Genomic DNA, 14,382 nt, shown 5'->3' with positions numbered 1-14,382 from the left:
CGCCGATGCGCCCCTCCCGGATGCCGGGAGGGGCGCTTTGCTGTGCTGCGGAGCGGTGGAGACCGCGCTTTACCGGCGTTTGCGGGGCGATGGGGCACGGTAGTGGCTGCGGGCCTGCGAGCCCGGACCGTGGAGGACTCCGAGTGACGAGCTGGACCACTGAATCGCGCCAGGAGGCCGCGGCGCGCGCCCACGCGGTCTTCGAAGCCGCCATGTTCGAGATCAAGCGGGTGATCGTGGGGCAGGAGCAGATGCTCGAGCGGGTGCTCGTGGCGTTGCTCGCGAACGGCCATCTGCTGATCGAAGGCGTTCCGGGACTGGCAAAGACGCTGACGGTGAAGACGGTCGCCGAGGTGCTGGGCGGGACGTTCCACCGGGTGCAGTTCACGCCGGACCTGGTGCCGGGCGACCTGGTGGGGACGCGGATCTACCGGCCGGATACGGGCACCTTCGTGGCCGAGAAAGGGCCGGTGTTCTGCAACATCCTCCTTGCGGATGAGATCAACCGGGCGCCGGCGAAGGTGCAATCGGCGCTGCTGGAAGTGATGCAGGAGCGGCAGGTGACGATCGGGCTGGAGACGTTCCGGGTGCCGCACCCGTTCCTGGTGATGGCCACGCAGAACCCGATCGAATCGGAGGGGACCTACCCGCTGCCGGAAGCGCAGGTCGACCGGTTCATGATGAAGGTGGTGGTGGACTACCCGGCGGAGGCGGAGGAGCTGGCGATCGTGCAGCGGTCGCTGGCGCCGGTGGGGGAGGTGAAGCAGGTGCTCCCGATTGAGGAGCTGGCGAAGTACCAGCAGCTCACGGAGGAGGTGTACGTCGACCGGGCGGTGGCGGAGTACGCGGTCGCGCTGGCGAACGCGACGCGGCACCCGGAGCGGTTCGGGCTGGTGCGGCACAAGGAGCACATCGCATTCGGCGCGAGCCCGCGGGGGAGCATCAACCTGGTCCATGCGGCGCGGGCGGTAGCGCTGCTGCGCGGCCGGGCGTATGTGCTTCCCGGCGATGTGTACGACCTCGCGCGGGATGTGCTGCGGCACCGGATGGTGCTGACGTACCAGGCGCTGGCCGAAGGGGTGACGGCTGACCGGATCCTGGACGGGATCCTGGCGGCGGTGCCGGTTCCGCGCATCGAGCTGGCGGCCGGGGCAACGGCGTGAGCGGACTGGCCGTCCGCCGGCCGAGACGGGAGGCGCCCGGCCCGGGGCCAATGCCGGAGGCCGTGCTGCGGGCGCTCGATATCAGCATCGGGCGACGGGTGAGCAGCCTGCTGGCGGGCGATTTCCGGTCGCACGGCCTCGGTGCGGGGAGCGAGCTGGCGCAGGTGCGGGAGTACGTGCCGGGCGACGATGTGCGGCGGATCGACTGGAACGTGACGGCGCGGACGCTCGTCCCCCATGTGCGGGAGTTCGTCGCGGAGCGGGTGCTGACGACGTGGCTGGTGCTCGATGCGTCGCCATCGATGCTGTTCGGCACCGCCGAGCGGCGGAAGTTCGACGTTGCCGAGGGCGTGGCGCTGGCCGCGGGGCACGTCGCGACGCGGCACGGGAACGCGCTCGGCGTCTACCAGTTCGACGGGGTGACGGAGCGGCTGACGCGGCCGGCGCAGGGCCGTGCGGGGCTGCTCGCGCTGTTGCTGGCGCTCCGGCTGCAGCCGCCGTCGGAGGGGGCGACGGCCTCGCTCGGGCGGGCGATTGCGCGGGTCGACCGGGTCGCGGGGCGCGGCCGGCTCGTCATTCTCGTTTCGGACTTTCGCGGGCCGAGGGACTGGGAGCGGCCGCTGCTCCAGCTGTGCGGACGGCATGATGTGATAGCGGTGGAGATTCGCGACCCGAGGGAGCAGGAGCTGCCGGACGTGGGCGAGCTGTGGCTGGTCGACCCGGAGACAGGCCGGCGGCTGCGTGTCGATACCGGGTCGAAACGGCTGCGGGAGCGGTTTGCCGTGGCGGCGCAGGAAGAGCGGCAAGAGGTCGCGGCAGCGATCCGGCGGGCCGGGGCGCGCCACATCGTCCTGTGGACGGCCGGCGACTGGCTGCGGCCGTTCGCGGCAGGGCTGCTGGAGAACGGGGTGGTGCGATGACGTTCCTGTGGCCGTGGATGCTGCTTGCGCTGGGCGTGGTGCCGGTGCTGGCCGGGCTGTACGCGGTGATGCAGCGGCGGCGGCCGAAGTACGCCGCACGGTTCACCAACCTCGACCTGCTGGCGAACGTGGTCGAAGCGAGCCCGGGCTGGCGGCGGCACATCCCCCCGGTGCTGTACCTGCTGGCCATCGCGGCAGTGGTTGTCGCGCTGGCCAGGCCGCAGCTGGTGACGAAGACCCCGCGGCAGGAGGGGACGGTGGTGCTGGTAACCGACGTCTCGGGGTCGATGAATGCTACGGATGTGAACCCGACGCGGATGGCAGCGGCGCAGGAGGCAGCGCACACGCTGGTCGACCGTCTGCCGAAGGGGTTCCGGGTCAGCCTGATCGCGTTTTCGAGCGGGGTGAGCGTGCTGGTTGCACCGACGACGGAGAAGGAGAGCGTCCATGCGGCGATTGACCGCCTGTCGCCGCTCGGCGGGACGGCGATGGGCGACGCGCTGGCGACGGCGGTCGACGTGGTGAAGGCCGCGCTCGCGCCCGCGGATGGGGTGAGCGGGGGGCCCGCGCCGGCGCCGGAGGCGCCGATCCGCGCGGAGGGGGAAGCAGCCCCGGCGGTGATCGTGCTGCTCTCGGACGGGGCGAACACGGTCGGCACGTACCAGCCGCTGGATGCGGCGCGGCTGGCGGCGGAGGCTGGCATCCCGGTGTACGCGGTCGCGCTGGGGACGCCTGACGGCGTGGCAGTGGTCATCGACCCGCAGGGGCGGCAGCGGACGGTGCGGGTTCCGCCGGATGTCGAGACGCTGCAGGCGATTGCGGAGACGACGGGAGGGCGGGCGTTCCAGGCGCCGGGCGCTGACCAGCTGGCGAGCATCTACCGGGACCTTGGGGACCGGATCGGGTACTACGATGAGCGAACGGATGTGACCTGGGCCGGCGCGGCGCTGGCGGGGGTGCTGGTGCTGGCGGGGGGAGCGCTGGGGCTGCTCTGGTTCAATCGCTTCCCGTAACCTTGCAATTCGTTCAGGTTGGAACGAGATTGCGCCGAGGACAGCGATTCGGTAGGGTTCCGTCATGCCGTTCGCGGTATGCAACGGGGTGCGGCTGTACTACGAGGTGCACGGTGCGGGCGAGCCGCTGCTGCTCGTCATGGGGCAGGGGAGCGACCACCACGGATGGGACCCGGTGCTGGACGACTTCGCGGCGCGGTACCAGGTCATCGTGTACGACCACCGGGGCACCGGCCAGAGCGACAAACCGACCGAGCCGCCGTACACGACGCGGATGCTGGCAGCGGATGCGGTGGGGCTGCTCGGGCATCTGGGGATCGACCGGGCGCATGTGTACGGGATTTCGATGGGCGGCCGCATCTGCCAGTGGATCGCCATCGACTACCCGGAGCGGGTGCGCTGCGTGGTGCTCGGGTGCACGACGCCCGGCGATGCGCACGGGGTGAAGCGGCCGGAGGAGGTCGACGCGAAGATGCGGAACCGGCCGCAGGACCCTGAGTCGGCGGCGACCTGGCTGGCGGAGGAGATGGTGAGTCCCGGCTGGCTGGCGGAGCACCCGGAGTACCTGGCGTTTTTGCGCGAACGGGCGCGCAATCCGATCCCGGCGTACGCGCAGCGGTTGCATTACGAGGCCAGCCAGGGGCACGATGCATGGGAGAGGCTGACGGAGATCCGCGCGCCGGTGCTGGTGATCCACGGGACGGAGGACCGGATCAACCCGACCGCGAATGCGGAGCTGCTGGCGGGGCGGATTCCGGGGGCGGAGCTGTATCTTGTACGAGGAGGGCGGCACGGGTACTTCATCGAGTTTCGCGAAGAAGCGGGCGCGGCGGTGATGGGGTTCCTGGAGCGTCACACCACGAGGTAGGGTGCGGGCATGCATTTGCAACGGAAGATCATGGGCTTTTCGCGTGATGTGGGGCGGCGGCTCGACCGGGCGCTGGGTGAGAACCTCATCGGGCTCTACCTGCACGGCTCGGCGACGATGGGAGCGTTCCAGTACCTGCGGTCGGACTTCGACATGCTGGCGGTGGTGGAGCGGCCGCTGACCAAGGACGAGCAGCGGGTGGTCGCGGAGCTGCTGATGGACCCGGAGATGCCGTGCCCGGGTTCGGGGCTGGAGCTGAGCATCGTGACGGACGCGTCGCTGGACGTGGAGAGCCACTCGCCGCCGTTCGAGCTGCACCTGTGCACGGTGCCGGAGGCGCGGACGTTCGTCGACGGGCATGGCCACCCGGGCGACCCGGACCTGCTCATCCACTACGCGGTCGCGCGGGAGAAGGGGCGGGCAATCATCGGCCCCCCGCCGGAGGAGATGTTCCCGCTCATTCCGCGGAGCTGGGTCCTGGAAGCGATGGCCGACGAGCTCGGCTGGGCGCTGGCAAATGCCACGCCGGGCTACGCGGTGCTGAACGCGGTGCGGGCGCTCCGGTATGCCTACACGGGCGACTTCGTGAGCAAGCAAGAAGGGGCGTACTGGTTCTTCCGGCAGCGGAAGAACATGATGCCGGTCCGGCTTGCGCTGAAGCAGCACCTCGGCCGGGCGGCGACCGGCCCGACGCCGGAGGCGGCGGAGCGGTTCGTGGGCTGGGCGCTGGACGAGATCAACCGGGTGCGGATGGACCTGGACGAGGACGAGTAGGCCGGCCCGTGGACGGCGCAGCGATCCGTCCGGCCGGCCCGGGAGACGCGGGGGCGCTCGCGCGGCTGCGGTATGCGTTCCGCGCTGAGATGGGGCAGGCCAGCGAGCCGCTGGAGGCGTTCCTCGCGCGGGCGGTGCCCTGGATGGCTGTGCGGCTGCAGCCGGGCAGCAGCTGGCGGGCCTGGCTCGCGGAGGCCGCAGACGGCGCAGCAGCGGGGTGCGCGTGGCTGCAGTTCATCGAGAAGGTGCCGAACCCGGGCGACGAGGAAGAGCTGCACGGCTACGTGACGAGCATGTACGTCGTGCCGGCGGCCCGGGGCGCCGGGGTCGGGGCTGCGCTGCTGGAAGCGGCGCTCGGGGCCTGCCGCGATGCCGGGGTCGACTCCGTGCTCCTGTGGCCGACATCGCGCAGCCGGCCGCTGTACGGGCGGTTCGGGTTCGGGCAGCCGGATGACCTGCTGGAACTGCGGCTGGGGACCGGCCGCCGCCTTCCGTAAGACAAGACAGGACGGCGGTTTACTCGGCGGGCGGCGCAGCGAGGCTGCCATCCGGCGGGGACGGCAGCGGCGGCGGGTAGGGCAGGCCGCCGGGCGGCACAGTCGGCGTTGGCGTGGGGGCGGCAGGCGGCGGGGTCTCCGTGGGCGGCGGCACCGGGGCGGGCGGGGTTTGCACGGGCGGCGGCGTCGCGGCAGCGGTCGGTGAGGCCGGCGGTGTGGCCGCAGGGGAGGGGGTCGGGGTGGGAGGCGGGGCCTCGGGGGCGGGACCATCGGGGGACCGGGGGCGGAACGGGTTGGCCGCCGGCGCGGCGCCAGGGGTCCGGGGGAGCGAGCGGACCTGGTCGAGCGTGAGGCGGGTGGTCGGGACGGCGACAACGGAGGGTGTGACGGAGGGCGTGGGCCGGGCCGGGGCGGTGTGGGGGTCGGCCGCAGGGGTCGGGGTGCCGCGGGCGACCTCCGGCTCGCTGTGGGCGCCGGCGTCTGCGGGGGCAGGGGTGGTTTCGGGCGGGGGAGCCGATGCGGCGCCCATGGTGGACTGGTAGGCGAGCGCCCCGGCAGCGAGGAGTGCGCCGATGAAGACGAGGTTTCCCTTGTTCACGAAGCTCCCCCTCTGCGGTGATCGGCAGCGTGGGCGCCGGTGCGGGGCGGGCAGCGGGGAACGGGCCGGTTGCGGCGCGGTGACACGCGCGACAAACGGCGGGGGCCCCGCCAGTGCGGGGCCCCCGGGGCGCTGCGTCCTGCGGAATCCGGTGCGCTTAGCGCTTGGTGAACTGGGGCGCCTTGCGGGCACGCTTAAGGCCGGGCTTCTTGCGCTCCTTCATGCGGGGGTCGCGCGTGAGGAGGTTTTCCGGCCGCTTGAGGAGGGGCTTCAGGGAGGGGTCGGAGGCGACGAGCGCGCGGGCGATGCCCATCTGGATGGCGCCGGCCCAGCCGCTGATTCCGCCGCCGGCGCACTTGATGGTGGCAGAGAAGCGGCCTTCACGGCCGAGGCGGCGGAGGGGTTCGAGGATTTCGACGCGATGGGTTTCGCGGGGGAAGACCTCTTCCATCGGCTTGCCGTTGACGATGATGGCGCCGGGGCCGGGGATGAGGCGGACGCGGGCGACGGCGGTCTTGCGGCGGCCAGTGCCGTAGTAGTACTGCTGCTCGGCCATGGTGGCTACTCCTCGGTCTCTTCAGCCTTCGCGCGGCGGCGGCGTGCGGGCTTTGCTTCGGCCGCGTGCTCGGCGGCGGTTTCGGTTTCGGCCTGTGCTGCCGGGGCGGCGGTCCGGCGGCGCGGGGCCTTTGCGGGGGCTTCCTCGGCAGCGGGTGCGGTCGCTGCGGCCTCTTCGGCGGTCTCGGCCTCCTGCTTCATGACGCGGGCGCGGGCGCGGGCTGCGACCTCGGCGGCCTCGCTGGAGGGCGAGGCGGGGACGACCACTTCGGCAGCGGTGAGCGGCCGGAGGCCCTTCGGGCGGTATGGCGTGGTGGCGAGGGCTTCGAGGGCGGCTTTGCGGGCTTCCTGGGCGCGCTGGCTGGCGATGACCTGCGCCTGGTGGGGATGGTCCGGGCCGGCGTAGACCTTGAGGTGGCGGAGCATCTGCTTGCCGAGGGGGCCCTTGGGGAGCATGCCCCAGACGGCGCGCTCGATGACCTTTTCGGGGAAGCGCTGGAGCTGCTCGGTGAAGCTGCGCGCCTTGAGGCCGCCGGGGTAGCCGGAGTGGCGGTAGTAGACGATTTCCTGCGCCTTCTTGCCGGAGACACGGACCTTTGAGGCGTTGACGACGATGACGAAATCGCCGTCATCGAGGTGGGGCTCGTAGGTCGGCTTGTGCTTGCCGCGCAGAAGGGTGGCGACGCGGGTGGCGACGCGGCCGAGGGGCTGGCCGGCGGCATCGACGACGTGCCAGTCCTTATAGATTTGGGAGGCTTTGATGCGGACGGTGGTGTTCATGGTTGGTATCCCTCGTCGTACCAGACGCGTTCGAGACAGAGGCCGCGGGCGGGAGCGACGTAGCTGAAGCTGCCGGGCCGTGCCTGTTCGAGCAGGCGGACGATTTCCTCCTCTGTTGCGGCATGGCGCCCGACCCGGACGAGGGCGGCGACGATGCGCCGGACCATCTGGGGCAGGAACGCGTCTGCCTCGATATCGATATGGAGTTCATCGCCGGAGCGATGGACCCCGGATTCGAACACGGTGCGCACGGGGGAGCGCCCGGGTTCGAGTTTGCCGGCGAAGGCGCTGAAGTTGCGCCGGCCGGCGAAGGCTGCGGCGAGGTGCTGCATGGCCGGTTCATCGAGGGTGCCCTCGAGGTACCAGGCGTAGCGGCGCGCGAGGGGGTCTCGCGCCTCGCCGTTGGCGATGGTGTAGCGGTAGCGGCGGCGGCGGGCCCAGCGGCGGGGGTCGAACCCCGGCGGGACTTCGCGCACAGCGCGTACTGCTACATCTTCGGGCAGGAGCGCGTTGAGCGCTCGCCCGATGGCGGCCGCTTCGAGCCGGGTTGCGGCGGTGAAGGCGGCCACCTGGCCTCTCGCGTGGACGCCGGAATCGGTGCGCCCTGCGAGTTCGACGCGCACCGGAGCTCCGAAGAGCCGCGCGGCAGCGCGTTCGAGTTCTTCCTGGACGGTCCGGCCGTTGGGCTGGACCTGGGAGCCGACGAAGTCGGTCCCGTCGTAGCTGACCGTTGCCGCGAACCGTTTCGCGGCGGTGGGGTCAGTCGTTCTTCTCCTCCCCGGCGGCCTCGCCGCCTTCGGCGGATTCTTCGGCGGGTTCGGCAGCGGTTTCGGCCGACGCCTCCGGTTCGGCAGCGGCTTCGGAGGCTTCCTCAGCTGCGGCCTCGGCGGCTTCGGTTTCGGCGGCGCGGGCCGCTTCGATCTCGGCGGCTGCGGCCGCAGCTGCGGCGGCGCCGGGCGTTGGGGTACGGCGCTGCGACGGCGGGGCCGTCACCCGGTTCGGGCGGGGCATCGCGACCGCGCCGGCGATGTCGACGAGTTCGATGGTGGCCATCCGGGCGCCGTCGCCTTTGCGGGGCTCGAGGGCGGTGATGCGCAGGTAGCCGCCGGGACGGTCTTTCATCCGCGGGCCGATGTCATCGAACACCTTCTTGACGACCTTCGGGTCGTAGAGGAAGCGGAGGGCCTGGCGCCGGGCGTGGAGGTCGCCGCGGCGGCCGAGGGTGATGATCCGCTCGGCCATGGGGCGGATCTCCTTGGCCTTGGCCTCGGTGGTAGTGATCTTCTCGTACCGGAGGAGGTCGGTGACCAGGTTCCGGTAGAGGGCCATCCGGTGGGAGGTTTCGCGGCCGAGGTGGCGGCCGGCTACGCGGTGTCGCATGGGGCTACTCCTCGTCGTCGGCGCCGATGAGGTCCTCGGCGCTGCCGTCTTTGAGCAGCGCTTCTTTGAGGGCCTTGCCGAGGGCGCTCAGGTTTTCTTCGTCTTCTTCTTCGTCATCCATGATGACGGCGCTGGTGCGCGGCGCGGGTCGTGCGGGGGCTGGGGCGGGCCGGCCGGCGCGGGCACCGGGCCGGGCCGGCTGGTCGACCAGGGGGACGAGCCCGGGCTGGTCGGGGTCGATATAGCCGAGTTCGGCCAGCCGCTCGCGCAGCTCGTCGTAGGACTTGCGGCCGAAGTTGCGGAGGCCGAGGAGTTCGTCTTCGCTCTTTTCGAGGACCTGTCCGACGGTCATGAGGCCGGAGCGCTTGAGGCAGTTGTAGGCGCGGACGGAGAGGTTGAGGTCCTCGATCGGGGTGTTGTAGCGGTCGGGCGCCATCAGGAGCCCGCCGGCAGCGCCGGAGCCGAGGGCGGGATGGTAGGCGTGGGCGAGCTCGGGCCGGACGTGCTGGATGAAGAGGGTGAACTGCTCGACGAGGATCTCGGCGCTCATGCCGACGGCTTCGACAGGGTCGATGGTGCCGTCGGTCCAGACTTCGAGGATGAGGCGGTCGAAGTTGGTGGACTGGCCGACGCGGGTCTTTTCGACGCGGTAGTTGACCTTGCGGATGGGGGTGAAGATGGCGTCGACCGGGATGTAGCCGAGGGGGAGCCCTTCGACGGAGCCGGCCGGCTGGTAGCCCTTGCCGGTCTGCGCATGGAATTCGGCGGAGATGCGGCTGCCGGGGGTCTCGAGACGGCCGAGGTAGAGGCCGGGGTTGACCAGCTCAAAATCGGCCGGGACCTGGAGGTCGGCCGCGGTGATGACCGCGGGACCTTCGACATCGAGGCTGATGGTGGCTGGCCGGTTCGAGATCGGCTTGAGGCGGACCTCCTTGACGTTGAGGAGGAACTCGGTGGTGTCCTCGGCCATGCCGGGGATGGTGGAGAATTCGTGCTGGACCTGGTCGATGCGCACGTGGGTGATGGCCGCGCCTTCGAGGGAAGAGAGGAGGACGCGGCGGAGCGCATTGCCGAGGGTGATGCCGTAGCCGGCCTCGAGCGGTTCGGCGACGAGGCGAGCGTAAGTATCGGTCTGTTCTTCGACGCTGAGCCGGGGGTGTGCGGCTTCAGCCGATTGCCCGGTCACTTCGAGTGAATCCATAGTGGGTGCCCTCAACCGCTGACGGGGTTAGCGCGAGTAGTACTCGATGATGACGTTTTCGTTGAAGAGGTGGGTTTCGCCGGGGACGACGGCCGGCGGAGCGGTGACTTTGCCGGTCATGTTCGCCAGGTCGAGGGAGAGCCACGATGGCGGGTTCTTGGACTTGATGTTTTCCTGGAGGATTTTGAAGAACTCGCTGCGCTGGCCGCGCGGGGTGAAGGAGACGGTATCGCCCTCTTTGAGGTGAGCGGAGGGGATGTCCATCTTCTTGCCGTTCACGGCGATGAGGCCGTGGCGGACGATCTGGCGGGCCTGGGCGCGCGAATCGGCGAACCCGAGGCGGTAGACGATGTTGTCGAGCCGGGTCTCGAGGAGCCGGACGAGGTTTTCGCCCGAGACGCCGGGGCGGCGGATGGCTTCCTTGTAGTAGCGGACGAACTGCTTTTCGAGGACGCCGTAAGAGGCGCGTGCGCGCTGCTTTTCGCGGAGCTGGAGGCCGCGGTCGCTAATTTTGCGGCGGCGGGCCGGCCGCGGGCCGGGCGGGTTGGGCCGGCGCTCGAAGGCGCACTTGGGCGTGAAGCAGCGTTCGCCCTTGAGGAAGAGCTTTTCGCCGTGGCGGCGGCAGAGGCGGCAGACGGGGCCGGTGTAGCGTGCCATAGGGGATTCGAGCTCCTAGACGCGGCGCCGCTTGGGCGGGCGGCAGCCGTTGTGGGGGATAGGGGTAACGTCGCGGATGGCGGTGATGGTGAGGCCGGCGGCCTGGAGGGAGCGGATGGCGGCTTCGCGGCCGCTACCGGCGCCGCGGACGTAGACCTCAACGGACTGGAGGCCGTGCTCCATGGCGCGGCGGGCGGCGTTTTCGCTGGCCATCTGGGCGGCGAAGGGGGTGCCTTTGCGGGAGCCCTTGAAGCCGGAGGCGCCGGCCGATGCCCAGGCGATGACGTTGCCGTTGGGGTCGGTGAGGGTGACGAGCGTGTTGTTGAACGTGCTCTTGATGTAGGCACGCCCGCGGGGGATGGATTTGCGTTCGCGGCGCTTGAGGCGGCGGTTCTTGTCGGCGCCGCGCTTCTGGTCGGCTCGTTTCTGGTCGGCCATGGGGAGCTCCTGTTACTTCTTTCCTGCGCGCTTCTTGCCGGCGACGGTCTTGCGGGCGCCGCGCTTCTGGCGGGCGTTGGTGCGGGTGCGCTGGCCGCGGACGGGGAGGTTGCGGCGGTGGCGCTGGCCGCGGTAGCAATTGATTTCAATCAGGCGCGCGATGTTCTGGCGAACTTCGCGGCGGAGGTCGCCTTCGACGACGTAGTTCTTCTCGATGAAGTCGCGGATGCGAAGGATTTCTTCGTCGGTGAGGTCGCGCGCGCGGGCATCGGGAGAGATACCGGTGGCGGCGAGGACCTCTTTGGCGCGGGTCGGGCCGATGCCATAGATGTAGGTGAGGGCGACTTCGAGTCGCTTGTCGGCTGGGATGTCGACTCCTGCGATACGTGCCATGCGGCCTTACCCCTGGCGCTGCTTATGCTTGGGATTTTCGCAAATGACCATGACGCGACCGTGCCGGCGGATGACCTTGCACTTGTCGCAGCGTGGTTTGACGGATGCTCGTACTTTCATGGCTCTCCTGGTCGCGGCCCGGTCGGCCTATTTGAATCGGTAGGTGATTCGCCCGCGCGTGAGGTCGTAGGGCGAGAGTTCGACGAGGACGCGATCGCCGGGGAGGATGCGGATGAAGTTCATCCGGATCTTTCCGCTGACATGGGCGAGCACTTCGTGGCCGTTGGCCAGCTCGACCTTGAACATGGCGTTGGGGAGGGGTTCAACCACGGTGCCCTCGACTTCGATCGCGTCCTTTTTTGCCATAGACCCTCGTGCGGTGGAGTTCGGAACGTCATGGGAGGGTGAGGACTTCGGCCTCACCCTCGGCGCGGATGGCGATGGTATGCTCGAAATGACAGCATAAGCTACCGTCTTTCGTGCTTACGGTCCAGCCGTCGGGGCCTTCGACGACCTCCGGCGAACCGGCGGTGACCATGGGTTCGAGCGCGAGGACGAGCCCGGGCTTGAGCTCGGGCCCGCGGAAGCGCTGCCGATAGTTTTCGACGTGCGGCTCTTCGTGCATATCGCGGCCGACACCGTGGCCGCCATACCCTTTTACGATACCAAATCCGTGCGGCCGGATCGCGTCTTCGATGGCGCCGCGGATGTCGTTGAGGTAGTTGCCGGCGCGGGCGGCGCGGATACCGGCCCAGAGGGCTTCCTCGGTGACGCGCATGAGCTTTTCGGCCAGGGGGCTCACCCTGCCGACGCCGACGGTGATGGCCGCGTCGCCGACGTAGCCGTTGAGGGTGGCGCCGAGGTCGAAGGTGACGATATCGCCCTCCTTGAGTTCGCGGTCGACCGGGATGCCGTGGACGAGCTGCTCGTTGATGCTGATGCAGATGTTGGAGGGGTAGGGCGGGTAGCGGGGCGAGGGCCGGTAGTTGCGGAATGTCTCTTTTGCGCCGGCCTTTTTGAATTCCTGGGCGACAAACGCTTCGATCTCGAGGATGTTGAGGCCGGGCCGCACCATCTCCCGAATCTGGGCAAGGGTGCGCCCCACGAGGCGACCTGCCTCGCGCATGAGCCGGATTTCGTCCTCGGACTTCAGTTTGATCGCCATGGCTGCGGTTACCGGATGGCCTCCAGCAGTGCGGCGGTCACCTCATCGAGGGAGCGCTCGCCATCGATTTCGCGGAGCACACCGGCCTTGCGGTAGTGCTCGATGAGGTCGGCCGGGGGTTTCTGCTTTTCGAGGCGGGCACGGACGACCTCGGGGCGGTCGTCGTCGCGCTGGTAGAGTTCGCCGCCGCAGGCATCGCAGATGCCGGGCTGCCTGGGCGGGTCATTGCGTTCGTGGTAGAGGCGTCCGCAGTTGCGGCAGATCCAGCGGCCGCCGAGGCGGGCGACGAGCTCCTCATCGGAGACGGTGATGAGGAGGGCGCGGTCCACTTTGGCGCCGCGGGCGGCGAGGGCTTCATCGAGCGCTTTGGCCTGGACGACGTTGCGGGGGAAGCCGTCGAACATGGCGCCGGCCTTTGCATCGTCGCGGCTGATGCGTTCGAGGAGCATTTTGATGGTGACCTCGTCGGGGACGAGTTCGCCGCGCGACATGTACTGGCTGGCGAGCTGGCCGAGTTCGGTGTTGTTGCGGACGTGCTCGCGGAACATGTCGCCGGTGGAGATGTGGACGAGCCCGGTGGCCGCAGCGATGCGCTGGGCCTGGGTGCCCTTGCCGGCGCCTGGTGGACCAAGAAGGACGATATACACGTTAGCGAATGAACCCCTCGTAGTTGCGCATGAGGAGCTGCGCCTCGAGCTGCTTCATGGTGTCGAGGACGACAGCGACGACGATGAGGAAGCCGGTGGACGAGATGGTGAGGGCGCGGACGTCGGTGAAGAGGCCGATGAAGAACGGGATGATGGCGACGAAGCCGAGGAAGAAGGCGCCGGCCCAGGTGATGCGGGTGACGACGCGCATGAGGTAGGCCTCGGTGGGCGGGCCGGGGCGGATGCCGGGGATGAAGGCTCCCTGGCGCTGGAGGTTCTTGGCGATTTGCTGCTGCTGGTACTGCACCATCGTGTAGAAGAAGGTGAAGATGACGACCAGCACGAAGAGGATGAGCCAGTACCAGCCGGTTCCGGAGCCTCCGCGGCCGCCCTGGAACTGGTCGACGAAGAAGTTCGCGACGGAGCCGACCCAGCCGCCGGAGTTGACGAAGTAGGAGGCGATGGTGGCCGGGAGAATCATGATGGAGAAGGCGAAGATGAGCGGGATCATGCCGGCCATGTTGACGCGGAGGGGGATATGGCTCTGGCCCTGCTGGCGGTACATGCGGCCGCCGCGGAAGGCTGAGCGGGCGTACTGGACCGGCACGCGGCGCTGCGCTTCCTGGAAGAAGACGACGAGGTAGATGAGGGCGAGCGCGCCGGCAGCGAAGGCGAGGACCGTGAGGATGGAGGTGGTGGTGATACTGGGGATGAGTGACGGGAGAGTGGCGACAATACCGCCGAAGATGATGAGCGAGACGCCGTTGCCGATGCCGTGCTCGGTGATGAGTTCGCCGAGCCAGACGAGGAACATGGTGCCGGCGGCGAGGGTGAACAGCGTCGCGAAGGTGCCGAGGACGTCATTCTGGAAGCCGAAATCGCGCACGACGTCGCTACCCTGGGCGTTGATGAAGAGGATCTGGCCGTAGCCCTGGATCATCGCCAGGGGAACGGCGACCCAGTGGGTGATGACCTGGATGCGGCGCCGGCCCTGCTCGCCTTCCTCCGCGAGCGCCCGCAGGGAGGGGACGATCGGCTGGAGGATCTGCATGATGATTGAGGCGGTGATGTACGGGTAGACGCCGAGGGCCGCGACGCTGAGGTTCTGGAGGGCGCCGCCGGAGAAGATGCTGAGGAAGTCGAGGAGGGCGTTGCCCTCGAAGGCCTGCTTGAGGGCGTCGCGGTCGACATTCGGGAGCGGCACGTGCGCCACGAAGCGGAAAACGACGAGCATGGCGAGCGTGAAGAGCAGCTTCCGGCGGACGTCTTCCTGGCGGAAGGCGTCGACCATGGCCTGGAGGAGCCGGGGGCGCTGCGCTGCCTGGACGCTCAT

At 69.5% G+C, this 14,382-nt stretch carries 19 protein-coding genes and 1 pseudogene; 6 read left to right on the top strand and 14 right to left on the bottom strand.

Features of this window, described 5'->3' with window-relative positions:
• Window positions 1-89 precede the first annotated feature (89 nt).
• The 6 genes from Tbon_RS09580 to Tbon_RS09555 all read left to right on the top strand — a co-directional run bounded on the left by Tbon_RS09580 (window position 90) and on the right by Tbon_RS09555 (window position 5,235).
• Window positions 90-1,163, top strand: coding sequence for an AAA family ATPase (locus tag Tbon_RS09580; protein ID WP_192497880.1), 1,074 nt, complete (start codon window positions 90-92; stop codon window positions 1,161-1,163).
• Window positions 1,160-2,083, top strand: coding sequence for a DUF58 domain-containing protein (locus Tbon_RS09575; RefSeq protein ID WP_158067494.1), 924 nt, complete (start codon window positions 1,160-1,162; stop codon window positions 2,081-2,083). Before Tbon_RS09580 ends, Tbon_RS09575 begins: the two co-directional genes overlap by 4 nt.
• Window positions 2,080-3,096: a VWA domain-containing protein gene (locus Tbon_RS09570; protein ID WP_158067493.1), complete on the top strand. Its 1,017-nt coding sequence runs from the start codon at window positions 2,080-2,082 to the stop codon at window positions 3,094-3,096. The genes Tbon_RS09575 and Tbon_RS09570 overlap by 4 nt, the downstream gene beginning before the upstream one ends.
• Before the next feature lie 64 nt (window positions 3,097-3,160).
• Window positions 3,161-3,964, top strand: coding sequence for an alpha/beta fold hydrolase (locus Tbon_RS09565; protein ID WP_158067492.1), 804 nt, complete (start codon window positions 3,161-3,163; stop codon window positions 3,962-3,964).
• Between the two features lie 30 nt (window positions 3,965-3,994).
• Window positions 3,995-4,738, top strand: coding sequence for an aminoglycoside adenylyltransferase domain-containing protein (locus Tbon_RS09560; RefSeq protein WP_192497879.1), 744 nt, complete (start codon window positions 3,995-3,997; stop codon window positions 4,736-4,738).
• An 8-nt stretch (window positions 4,739-4,746) separates the two neighbouring features.
• On the top strand, window positions 4,747-5,235 hold the full coding sequence (locus Tbon_RS09555) for a GNAT family N-acetyltransferase (RefSeq protein ID WP_158067490.1): 489 nt from the start codon (window positions 4,747-4,749) through the stop codon (window positions 5,233-5,235).
• Window positions 5,236-5,254: 19 nt separating this feature from the next.
• On the opposite strand, the gene Tbon_RS09550 is transcribed toward Tbon_RS09555, so the two are convergent.
• The 14 genes and pseudogenes from Tbon_RS09550 to secY all read right to left on the bottom strand — a co-directional run bounded on the left by Tbon_RS09550 (window position 5,255) and on the right by secY (window position 14,382).
• Complete coding sequence (locus Tbon_RS09550) at window positions 5,255-5,833, bottom strand: hypothetical protein (RefSeq protein ID WP_158067489.1); 579 nt, start codon at window positions 5,831-5,833, stop codon at window positions 5,255-5,257.
• 157 nt (window positions 5,834-5,990) lie between these two features.
• Window positions 5,991-6,389, bottom strand: a complete 399-nt coding sequence (rpsI, locus tag Tbon_RS09545) for a 30S ribosomal protein S9 (RefSeq protein ID WP_158067488.1) — start codon at window positions 6,387-6,389, stop codon at window positions 5,991-5,993.
• Window positions 6,390-6,760: 371 nt separating this feature from the next.
• Window positions 6,761-7,168 (bottom strand): annotated as a pseudogene (gene rplM / locus Tbon_RS14510) (50S ribosomal protein L13); the annotation flags it as partial.
• Window positions 7,165-7,992, bottom strand: coding sequence for a tRNA pseudouridine(38-40) synthase TruA (truA, locus tag Tbon_RS09535; protein WP_225734757.1), 828 nt, complete (start codon window positions 7,990-7,992; stop codon window positions 7,165-7,167). The gene truA and the pseudogene rplM, both read right to left, overlap by 4 nt.
• Entirely contained in the window at window positions 7,928-8,548 is a 621-nt protein-coding gene (gene rplQ / locus Tbon_RS14425; RefSeq protein WP_158067485.1) for a 50S ribosomal protein L17, read from the bottom strand. Before rplQ ends, truA begins: the two co-directional genes overlap by 65 nt.
• Before the next feature lie 4 nt (window positions 8,549-8,552).
• Window positions 8,553-9,749: a DNA-directed RNA polymerase subunit alpha gene (locus Tbon_RS09525; protein ID WP_158067484.1), complete on the bottom strand. Its 1,197-nt coding sequence runs from the start codon at window positions 9,747-9,749 to the stop codon at window positions 8,553-8,555.
• A gap of 27 nt (window positions 9,750-9,776) precedes the next feature.
• Complete coding sequence (rpsD, locus tag Tbon_RS09520; RefSeq protein ID WP_158067483.1) at window positions 9,777-10,406, bottom strand: 30S ribosomal protein S4; 630 nt, start codon at window positions 10,404-10,406, stop codon at window positions 9,777-9,779.
• Between the two features lie 15 nt (window positions 10,407-10,421).
• Window positions 10,422-10,844: a 30S ribosomal protein S11 gene (rpsK, locus tag Tbon_RS09515; RefSeq protein WP_158067482.1), complete on the bottom strand. Its 423-nt coding sequence runs from the start codon at window positions 10,842-10,844 to the stop codon at window positions 10,422-10,424.
• 12 nt (window positions 10,845-10,856) lie between these two features.
• Window positions 10,857-11,237 carry a 30S ribosomal protein S13 gene (gene rpsM, locus Tbon_RS09510; RefSeq protein ID WP_158067481.1) on the bottom strand — a complete coding sequence of 127 codons (381 nt, stop codon included), beginning with the start codon at window positions 11,235-11,237 and terminating at the stop codon, window positions 10,857-10,859.
• Between the two features lie 6 nt (window positions 11,238-11,243).
• Window positions 11,244-11,357, bottom strand: coding sequence for a 50S ribosomal protein L36 (gene rpmJ, locus Tbon_RS09505; protein WP_158067480.1), 114 nt, complete (start codon window positions 11,355-11,357; stop codon window positions 11,244-11,246).
• A 27-nt stretch (window positions 11,358-11,384) separates the two neighbouring features.
• Window positions 11,385-11,603, bottom strand: coding sequence for a translation initiation factor IF-1 (gene infA, locus Tbon_RS09500; protein ID WP_098504661.1), 219 nt, complete (start codon window positions 11,601-11,603; stop codon window positions 11,385-11,387).
• A gap of 28 nt (window positions 11,604-11,631) precedes the next feature.
• Window positions 11,632-12,402 (bottom strand): type I methionyl aminopeptidase, encoded by a 771-nt coding sequence (gene map, locus Tbon_RS09495; protein ID WP_158067479.1) that lies wholly within the window; start codon window positions 12,400-12,402, stop codon window positions 11,632-11,634.
• A gap of 8 nt (window positions 12,403-12,410) precedes the next feature.
• A complete protein-coding gene (locus tag Tbon_RS09490; protein ID WP_158067478.1) occupies window positions 12,411-13,049 on the bottom strand; it encodes an adenylate kinase in 639 nt (212 codons plus the stop codon).
• 1 nt (window position 13,050) lies between these two features.
• A complete protein-coding gene (gene secY, locus Tbon_RS09485; RefSeq protein WP_158067477.1) occupies window positions 13,051-14,382 on the bottom strand; it encodes a preprotein translocase subunit SecY in 1,332 nt (443 codons plus the stop codon).

Origin of the sequence: Tepidiforma bonchosmolovskayae (assembly GCF_008838325.1) — a bacterium.
Lineage (GTDB): Bacteria > Chloroflexota > Dehalococcoidia > Tepidiformales > Tepidiformaceae > Tepidiforma > Tepidiforma bonchosmolovskayae.
This window is presented reverse-complemented; position numbering and strand designations above follow the sequence as displayed.